Origin of the sequence: Methylobacterium sp. J-072, from assembly GCF_022829425.1 — a bacterium.
Classification (GTDB): Bacteria; Pseudomonadota; Alphaproteobacteria; order Rhizobiales; family Beijerinckiaceae; genus Methylobacterium.
In genome coordinates, this window is the sequence record NZ_JAKSYK010000066.1 from 1 (window position 1) to 319 (window position 319).

1 pseudogene is annotated in these 319 nt (G+C 58.9%); it reads right to left on the reverse strand.

Going from position 1 to position 319, the window contains the following annotated elements:
- Nucleotides 1-207: pseudogene (locus MKK67_RS06490) on the reverse strand (hypothetical protein); the annotation flags it as partial.
- Nucleotides 208-319: the final 112 nt, after the last annotated feature.

A 319-nucleotide genomic window follows, 5' to 3' on the forward strand; every position in this document is an offset into this window, starting at 1 on the left:
AGCGAGCTGCCGGCTGCGAAGGGCCTCGAAGTCGGCGCCGAGTCGGCCGAGAATGCGGACCGAAGGTAGCGTATTGCCGCCGAGGCTGTCGGTGGCAACGCTCAACTGCTGCAGCTTCGCATAGCAGAAGGCACCGAGCCCACCGGTCAACACGAACAGCAGGGATAGCGCCCCGATGAGACGGGCCCGGATGGTGAGGTTCGACAACAAGACCAGCTCCCTTACCGCTGCTGTCTGATCTCAAGTAACGATTAAGATTATGCTTATGACGATCGCTATATCCGCTTCGGTGGCGCGCTACTCGACTAGGAAAGATAAT